The organism is Tenacibaculum sediminilitoris (genome assembly GCF_964513795.1).
GTDB lineage: Bacteria > Bacteroidota > Bacteroidia > Flavobacteriales > Flavobacteriaceae > Polaribacter > Polaribacter sediminilitoris.
This window is the reverse complement of record NZ_CAZEQR010000029.1, coordinates 1-9,030: the sequence shown is the minus strand read 5'-3', so window position 1 is coordinate 9,030 and position 9,030 is coordinate 1. Positions and strand designations below refer to the sequence as shown.

General features: G+C 31.4%; 10 protein-coding genes and 2 tRNA genes. 8 read left to right on the top strand and 4 right to left on the bottom strand.

Features of this window, described 5'->3' with window-relative positions:
• The 8 genes from ACKTSW_RS08440 to rodA form a co-directional block, all read left to right on the top strand.
• Positions 1-273, top strand: a 273-nt coding sequence (locus ACKTSW_RS08440) for a GAF domain-containing protein (RefSeq protein ID WP_408024839.1), incomplete at its 5' end; no start/stop codon positions are given.
• A gap of 85 nt (positions 274-358) precedes the next feature.
• On the top strand, positions 359-484 hold the full coding sequence (locus ACKTSW_RS08435; RefSeq protein WP_408024838.1) for a hypothetical protein: 126 nt from the start codon (positions 359-361) through the stop codon (positions 482-484).
• 146 nt (positions 485-630) lie between these two features.
• Positions 631-2,157, top strand: a complete 1,527-nt coding sequence (purH, locus tag ACKTSW_RS08430; RefSeq protein WP_408024837.1) for a bifunctional phosphoribosylaminoimidazolecarboxamide formyltransferase/IMP cyclohydrolase — start codon at positions 631-633, stop codon at positions 2,155-2,157.
• 81 nt (positions 2,158-2,238) lie between these two features.
• Entirely contained in the window at positions 2,239-3,267 is a 1,029-nt protein-coding gene (locus tag ACKTSW_RS08425; RefSeq protein WP_408024836.1) for a rod shape-determining protein, read from the top strand.
• Between the two features lie 16 nt (positions 3,268-3,283).
• The gene (gene mreC / locus ACKTSW_RS08420; protein WP_408024835.1) at positions 3,284-4,111 is read left to right on the top strand and encodes a rod shape-determining protein MreC; all 828 of its coding nucleotides are present in this window, start codon (positions 3,284-3,286) and stop codon (positions 4,109-4,111) included.
• Positions 4,104-4,610, top strand: a complete 507-nt coding sequence (gene mreD, locus ACKTSW_RS08415; RefSeq protein ID WP_408024834.1) for a rod shape-determining protein MreD — start codon at positions 4,104-4,106, stop codon at positions 4,608-4,610. Before mreC ends, mreD begins: the two co-directional genes overlap by 8 nt.
• Entirely contained in the window at positions 4,607-6,499 is a 1,893-nt protein-coding gene (gene mrdA / locus ACKTSW_RS08410) for a penicillin-binding protein 2 (protein WP_408024833.1), read from the top strand. The genes mreD and mrdA overlap by 4 nt, the downstream gene beginning before the upstream one ends.
• Positions 6,480-7,757 carry a rod shape-determining protein RodA gene (gene rodA / locus ACKTSW_RS08405; protein WP_408024832.1) on the top strand — a complete coding sequence of 426 codons (1,278 nt, stop codon included), beginning with the start codon at positions 6,480-6,482 and terminating at the stop codon, positions 7,755-7,757. The genes mrdA and rodA overlap by 20 nt, the downstream gene beginning before the upstream one ends.
• 145 nt (positions 7,758-7,902) lie before the next feature.
• Here the strand turns inward: rodA and rpsT are convergent, their stop codons facing one another.
• From rpsT to ACKTSW_RS08385, 4 genes are all read right to left on the bottom strand, one after another.
• Positions 7,903-8,154 (bottom strand): 30S ribosomal protein S20, encoded by a 252-nt coding sequence (gene rpsT / locus ACKTSW_RS08400; protein ID WP_408024831.1) that lies wholly within the window; start codon positions 8,152-8,154, stop codon positions 7,903-7,905.
• Positions 8,155-8,188: 34 nt separating this feature from the next.
• A tRNA-Glu gene (locus ACKTSW_RS08395) sits at positions 8,189-8,260 on the bottom strand.
• Positions 8,261-8,372: 112 nt separating this feature from the next.
• Positions 8,373-8,444, bottom strand: a tRNA-Glu gene (locus tag ACKTSW_RS08390).
• A 75-nt stretch (positions 8,445-8,519) separates the two neighbouring features.
• On the bottom strand, positions 8,520-9,030 hold a 511-nt coding region (locus ACKTSW_RS08385), incomplete at its 5' end, for a His/Gly/Thr/Pro-type tRNA ligase C-terminal domain-containing protein (protein WP_408024830.1).

Sequence of the window (9,030 nt, the reverse complement as noted above, 5' to 3'; positions counted from 1 at the left end):
GAACCTACAGAACATACAATCATTCCTTTTGGAAAAGGAATTTGTGGTCAAGTTGCTGTTAGTAATGAAAAATTTGTAGTTCAAGACGTAAACGAACAAGACAATTACATTTCATGTGGATGGAAAGTAAAATCAGAAATCGTAATCCCTATTTTTGTAAACGGAGAGAACATTGGACAAATAGACATTGATTCTCATAAAGTTAACCCTTTTACAGAGGATGATGAATCTTTATTAGAGTATATTTGTGAAAAAGTAGCCACTTTTATTTAATTTTTTTTATAATCGTTTGATTATTAGGTTTTTTTTTACTTTCTTTGGAGAGTTTAATAACCTTTTTTTAAATTCCCCTTAAAATATGAGCTATAGAGAACATCCCTCTTATGCAGCATTAGGTAGTGCTAATGCTCATTCAAAAACTCAACAATCTTTAGTAGAGAAATTTACCTCTTGGTTTCGAAATTTTTTAGAAACTGCAGAGTAGTAGTATTTTCTTTTTATATTTTGTTGTAAAAAACACCACCAAAAATATTTTCATTTTTGGTGGTGTTTTTAATGTTAAAAACTAAAAAAACTATTGTGTAACGCCTACTGTTTTACTAGCTTTGCAAGCTTAACAACACAACAATAATGAACAATACAAAAACTATTAAATCTGCATTAATATCCGTTTTTCACAAAGATGGATTAGAGCCTATTGTTAAAAAACTTAACGACCTAGGGGTTACTATTTACTCTACAGGAGGTACTGAAAAATTCATTAAAGACTTAAATATTGATGTTGTACCTGTAGAAGATGTTACTTCTTACCCTTCAATCTTAGGGGGAAGAGTAAAAACTTTACACCCAAAAGTTTTTGGAGGTATTTTAAATAGACAAGATCACGACGGAGATGTTTCAGAAATGAAAGAATACAACATTCCTCAATTAGATTTAGTGATTGTAGATTTATACCCTTTTGAAAAAACAGTTGCTTCTGGTGCTTCTGAACAAGATATTATTGAAAAAATTGATATTGGTGGAATTTCATTAATTCGTGCTGCCGCCAAGAACTTTAAAGATACTGTTATTGTTTCTTCAATGGAACAATACGAAAGTTTCTTAAGTATTATTTCTGAAAACAATGGAAATACTTCTTTGAGCGATAGAAAAAAGTTTGCAGCTAAGGCTTTCAATATTTCTTCTCATTATGACACAGCTATCTTTAATTACTTTAATGAAGAAGAAGTTGTATACAAAGCCAGTGAAACTACTTCTAAAGTATTACGCTATGGTGAGAACCCACACCAAAAAGGTTTTTTCTTTGGTAATTTAGAAGCTATGTTTGACAAACTACATGGTAAGGAACTGAGTTACAACAACCTTTTAGATGTTGATGCAGCCGTAAATTTAATGGAAGAATTTAAAGGTGAAGCTCCAACATTTGCTATTTTAAAACACAATAATGCTTGTGGTTTTGCTCAAAGAAAAACAATTCACCAAGCATATGTAGATGCTTTAGCGGGAGACCCTGTATCAGCTTTTGGAGGGATTCTTATTGCCAATACGAAAATTGATAAAGCTACGGCTGAAGAAATTCATAAATTATTTTGTGAAGTAGTTATTGCCCCCTCTTATGATACTGATGCATTAGAGGTTTTAAAAGGTAAAAAAAATAGAGTTATTTTAATTCAAAAAGAAGTTGAATTACCTAAACAAACAGTAAGAACAGCTTTAAACGGAGTTCTAGTCCAAGACAAAGACTACATAACTGATAAATTAGAAGATTTATCATATCCAACCAACAATAAACCATCAGAAAGTGAGTTAGAAGACTTGTTATTTGCCTCTAAGTTATGTAAAAACACTAAATCTAACACTATTATTTTAGTAAAAGACAAACAATTATTAGCTGGTGGTACTGGTCAAACAAGTAGAGTTGATGCATTGAGACAAGCAATTGAAAAAGCAACAAGTTTTAATTTTGATTTAAAGGGAGCTGTAATGGCAAGTGATGCTTTTTTCCCTTTTCCTGATTGTGTCGAAATTGCAAATAACGCAGGTGTTAAAAGCGTAATTCAACCAGGGGGCTCTATAAAAGATCAATTGAGTATAGACTACTGTAATGACAATGATGTAGCTATGGTTTTTACAGGAACAAGACATTTTAAACATTAATTATATTCAATGTAAATTACCCACAGATTTTTATTAGATTTGTGAGAACACATTGTAATAAATATAAACAACGAAATCTTTATGGGTTTTTTCGATTTCATGACAGAAGATATTGCAGTTGATTTAGGTACTGCAAATACACTTATAATCCACAATGGAAAGGTAGTTATTGACAACCCATCTATTGTTGCTCGAAACAGGTTAACTGGCAAAATTATTGCTACTGGACATGAAGCAAACAGAATGCAAGGAAAAACCCATGAAAATATCAAAACTATTCGTCCGTTAAAAGACGGTGTTATTGCAGATTTTCAAGCTTCTGAAGAAATGATTAAGGAATTTGTAAAACAAATTCCCGCCATTAAAAAGAAACTTTTCCCACCTTCATTACGTATGGTTATCTGTATTCCTTCTGGAATTACCGAAGTAGAAAAACGCGCGGTTATTGACTCAGGCAGACATATGAATGCTAAAGAAATCTACTTGATTTACGAACCAATGGCAGCTGCAATTGGTGTTGGTATTGATATTATGGAACCCAAAGGAAACATGATTATTGATATAGGTGGTGGTACTACCGAGATTGCTGTAATTGCCCTAGCTGGTATTGTTTGTGATCAATCGGTAAAAGTTGCTGGAGATTTATTTACAAGTGATATTATGTACTACATGCGTACACAACACAACTTATATGTTGGTGAAACTACAGCCGAAAAAATAAAACTCCAAATAGGTTCTGCTACTGAAGATTTGGACAACCCTCCAGAAGACATGATGGTTCAAGGACGTGATTTACTAAGTGGAAAACCAAAGCAAGTACAAGTTTCTTATCGAGAAATTGCAAAAGCATTAGATAAATCTATTTTACGAATAGAAGATGCCGTAATGGAAACCTTATCAAAAACACCTCCTGAATTAGCTGCTGATATATATAATACTGGTATTTATTTAGCTGGTGGAGGTTCAATGTTAAGAGGATTAGATAAACGTTTATCAAGAAAAACAGATTTACCAGTGTATGTTGCTGAAGACCCACTACGTGCGGTAGTTCGTGGAACTGGCATTGCACTTAAGAACCTTGAAAAATACAAAACGGTATTAATTAAATAAATTTGAATGATTATTTATGCAACAGCTTATTTATTTCTTTCAGAAGTATAAGTATTTCTTATTTTTTCTATTTTTAGAAGTTATAGCCGTTGCATTAATCATTAATAATCACTCTTTTCACAAGAATAAATTTATTAGTTCTACAAACTATATTGTAGGTAGCCTCTATAAAAAAACTTCAGATATTTCAGAGTACCTTAACCTAAAAAGAAGCAACCATATACTCACTGAGGAAAACCTAGTATTAAAAAATAAACTAGAAAAACTTACCACTTATCTAGATAGTTTATCAAGTAAAAAAATAACAGATACAATTAACCTTAACCAAAACTACGAATACACTTCTGGAAAAGTTATTAAAAACTCATTTCATAGAGTCAATAATTTTATAACTATAAACAGAGGTAAAGAAAATAATGTTTTGAAAGAAATGGGTGTAGTAAACAGCAAAGGTATTATAGGTATTACTGATAATGTATCTAATAAATTTGCTCGAGTACAATCTATTTTAAATTCAAAAAGTAATATTAATGCTAAATTTAAAAACAACAATCATTACGGAACACTAACATGGAATGGTATAGATTACAATATAGTGCAATTAACAGATATACCACGTCAGGCTATTTTTAATAAAGGAGATACCATTATTACTGGTGGTAGATCTACTATTTTTCCTGATGGTATACCAATAGGAACCGTAATCGGAGTACCTGAAAAATTATCAGCAGTAAATAGTATAGATATTAAACTCTTTAATGATATGTCTAACCTAGGACATATTTACATTATAACTAATTTGAATAAAGAAGAAATAAAAAATGTAGAAAATAAAAATGAATAGAACACTATACCTTATTTTTTTATTCGTTTTCCTCTTGTTGTTACAAGTATTGGTTTTAAACAATATATTATTCCTAGGATATATTAATCCCTACATTTATATCGTTTTTATATTCTTATATCCAATGAAGGAAAATAGGTTTCCTCTTTTAACAACTGCTTTTTTACTAGGGCTATGTGTAGATGCTTTTTCTAATTCTGGAGGAATTCATACTTTCTCTACCTTGTTTATTGCATACGTACGACTATTCTTTTTCAAAGCTATTTTTAAAAAAACAGCTTCAGACTATCTACTTTTTAATTTACGACACGAAGCTTTTGATAAAGTCTTTAATTATACCGTTATTTTAACATTAATACATCATTTTATTTTATTTAGTTTAACTAACTTTAGCTTTTATAATTTTTCTAACGTACTTATCAACACACTCTCCTCTAGTGTATTTACGTTACTACTATATTTTTTAGGAAGTTTTATATTTAGGAAAAAACTAACATGAAACGAAGTTTATTACTCATATTTTTAATTACTCTTGTTGGAGTTGTTTATATTGCTAGGTTATTTCAACTTCAGGTTATTCGTGGCAGTGAGTTAAACTTAAACCACAGTGCTACAATAAAAATTGAATATGACTATCCTGAAAGAGGTTATATTTATGACCGCAACGGAAAATTATTAGTAGCGAATCAATTATCATACGATGTTATGATAATACCCAAAGAAGTTAAACCTTTAGACACTTTAGAGTTTTGTTCTCTTTTAAAAATTGATAAAGAAAATTTCATTAAACGTTTTAAAAAAGCTGAAAAATACGCTCGTTGGCTTCCTTCTGTTTTTTTAAAACAATTAGCCAAAAAAGATTATGCTTTTTTACAAGAAAAGCTACCTAAGTATAAAGGTTTTTATGTACAAAAACGTGTCATTAGAAATTACCCTATAAAATCAGCAGCTAATGTATTAGGTTTTATTAGTGAGGTTAATGAACACATAGCAAAAACTAGTGATTATTATGAACAAGGTGAGTTAATAGGGAAACTAGGAGTTGAGAAACAATATGAAGCTGTTTTAAGAGGTGTTAAAGGAAAAAAAAGGTTTAAACGAAATAACTTAAACGAAATAACAGGTTCTTATAAAGACGGTAAATATGACACGCTAGCTGTTCCTGGTAAAGATTTAACCTTAACAATAGATAGTGATTTACAACTGTATGGTGAGTTGTTAATGACAGGTAAAAGAGGTGGTATTGTTGCTTTAGAACCTCAAACTGGTGAAATACTAGCCTTAGTTACTGCCCCTTCATATGATCCAAATTTATTGGTAGGTAGAAAACGCTCACCAAACTCCGTAAAATTATTCAATGACACCATTAATATACCTACTTTTGATAGAGGCTTGCAAGCAATGTACGCACCTGGTTCACCTTTTAAAATTATTAATGGTTTAATTGGTTTACAAGAAGGAGTAATCGATAAAAATTTTGGAGTTACCTGTCATCATGGATATCGCTATGGTAAAAGACCAAATGCTTTTATGAAATGCCACTGCCGTATTGTTGGTCGGTCTATTCGTCTAAAAACTGCCATTGCTAAATCTTGTAATAGTTATTTTGCAACAACCTATCGAAAAATTATAGATAAATACGAAAATCCAACAATTGGCACCAATGTTTGGAGTAATCATGCTAAAAGTTTTGGGCTAGGTGATTATTTAGGGTATGACCTACCCTCAGGTCAAAAAGGAAGAATTCCTAATGGAGAGTTTTACGATAGAAGTTATAATTTTAGATGGGGAGCTACCACCACAATTTCTAATGCTATAGGACAAGGTGAAGTCGAAACTACTCCTATTCAACTTGCTAACATGACGGCTGCAATTGCCAATAAAGGTTATTTTTATACACCGCACGTTGTTAAAAAAATTGACAATAAATCAATAACAGACTCTACCTATACAACACAAAGAAAAACCACCGTATCTCCTGAGCATTTTCCTATTGCAATTGAAGCTATGCACGAGACATTTACAAGAGGTACTGCCCGATACAGTAGGGTAAAAGGGATTGATATCTGCGGAAAGACAGGAACGGTTGAAAATTTTATCAGAGTCGATGGTAAGAAAGTACAATTAACCGACCATTCTATTTTTATTGCCTTTGCTCCAAAAGATAATCCAAAAATTGCCATAGCCATTTTTGTTGAAAATGGAGGTTTTGGTTCCACAATTGCTGCACCTATAACTAGTTTATTGATTGAAAAATACCTAAAGGGGAGCATCTCAAGAAAGTATATTGAAGAAAGAATGATTAACTTAACCCTTAAAGAGGAATACGATAAAAAACAGCAATTACTAACCCAGAAGAAAGATACAATTGAGACAGGAACGAAATAATATATTTGCTGGAATTGACTGGTTACTTGTATTTATTTATATACTTTTAGTTGGCTTTGGTTGGATGAATATCTATGCTGCATCGTCTACTGAAGAGTCAAGAGAAATTTTTGATTTTTCTACAAAATATGGAAAACAACTAATTTTCATATGCTTAAACATACCTGTTATAATCTTTATACTTTTTTTTAACTCTAAATTTTACGAACAATTTGCCAGTGTTTTATATGTTTTTTCATTAGTGTTACTTGCAGGCGTACTTGTTTTTGGAAAAAAAATTAATGGAGCAACTTCCTGGTATAACTTTGGAGGAATTGGCTTACAACCTTCTGAATTTGCCAAAGCATTTACAGCGTTAGCACTCGCAAAATTAATGAGTGATAGACAATACAACCTAAAACTTATAAAGAATCAAATCAAAGCTTTTATTATTATTTTTTTGCCTGCTTTCTTTATTGCATTGCAACCAGATATGGGATCTGTACTAATTTACTTTGCTTTCTTCTTTGTTTTGAATAGAGAAGGTTTAACGCTAGCATATATTCTATTTGGTGCCTTATCTGTTTTACTATTTATTGCGACTATATATTTTGGAGCAAAATGGGTTCTTATTACATGTTTATTTATTATAACAATTGGCACCTTTTATGGTATATATAAAGATAAATTATTTTTTAGATTCAATGCTTTAAAAATAGTTATTCTATACCTTTTTTCAACTTTATTCATACTTGGTATTGGTTACACATATAATAATATTTTAGAGCAGCATCAAAAAGACCGCTTCGATATTTTATTAGGGAAAATACAAGATAATAAAGGCATTGGTTACAACTCATATCAATCTGAAAAAACAATAAGCTCTGGTGGCTTCTCTGGAAAAGGTTTTTTACAGGGAGACAGAACACAAGGAAACTTTGTTCCTGAACAGCACACAGACTATATTTATAGTACTGTTGGTGAAGAATGGGGGTTTTTAGGAAGTTCCTTAGTAATTATTCTATTCATGATTCTTCTTTACAGAATTATCTACCTATCAGAAACACATACAAATAAATTTGGGAGAATATATGGCTATAGTGTAGCTTCTATTTTCTTTTTCCACATCATCGTAAACATTGGAATGGTTATAGGCCTATTACCTACTGTAGGAATACCTTTACCTTTTTTTAGCTATGGTGGTTCCTCACTATGGGGCTTTACCTTACTTTTATTCATCTTCATCAGATTAGATGCTCACAAAAAATACGATTGGTAAAAATCACCATTAGTAACTCTTTGTTCCTTTGTTTTTAAAGAAAAATAAAGGCAAGAGACCATTGTACCTTACTTAAAATTTATTAACAAAAAAAGTGTTCTGATTAAATCAGAACACTTTTTACTATTAACTAACCTTAAAACTCTTATAAAGCTGCAACATGTTTAGCCAATTTAGACTTTAAATTTGCTGCTTTATTCTTATGAATAATATTGTTCTTTGCTAATTTATCTAACATAGACACAACAGTTGAAAACATTCCTTCTGCTTCCTTCTTATCTTCTATAGCTCTTAATTTTCTAACAGCATTACGAGTTGTTTTATGCTGATACTTGTTTCTTAAGCGCTTTGCTTCGTTACTTCTAATTCTCTTTAATGCTGACTTATGATTTGCCATTGTACTGATGCGTTAATTGTTTATAAAAAACTTGTAGTCCGTACGGGAATCGAACCCGTGTTACCAGGATGAAAACCTGGCGTCCTAACCCCTAGACGAACGGACCAAAACAATCTTTCTGATTGCGGGTGCAAATATACAATTCTTTTTGTTATTTGCAATTAAAATTATTTTTTTATTTCTTTTCTTTTTACTCTAAAAAAGAAACAAAAAACCTGTAGTCCGTACGGGAATCGAACCCGTGTTACCAGGATGAAAACCTGGCGTCCTAACCCCTAGACGAACGGACCAAAACAATCTTTTTTGCGATTGCGGGTGCAAATATAAAAACTGTTTTTTATTGCACAAAGCTTTTTTTTATTTTTTTAATACGCTTTTGCAAAAAGCACTCTTTTTGTTGATGGTTTACCTGTTAATACACATACTCCCTTCTCTTCTTTTGCATTGTTAGGAATGCATCTTATAGTAGCTTTTGTTAACGTTTTAATCTTCTCTTCAGTTTCTATAGTACCATCCCAATGTGCAGAAACAAACCCGCCTTTATTCTCTATTACCTCTTTGAACTCTTCAAAAGAATTTACCTCTGTAGTATGTTCATTTCTGTATGTCAATGCTTTATTAAAGATATTTTTTTGAATCTCTTCCAATAGATTCGTCACAACTTCTACGACCTCATCTCTAGAAACAGTTTGTTTTTCAAAAGTATCACGGCGCGCTACCTCTAAGGTGCCATTTTCTAAATCACGATTACCCATTGCAATTCGCACAGGAACACCTTTTAATTCATATTCAGCAAACTTTGCTCCTGGTCTAAAGGTATCTCTATCATCAAACTTTACAGAAATTCCTTTAGCTCGTAATTCTTTTACAATTACA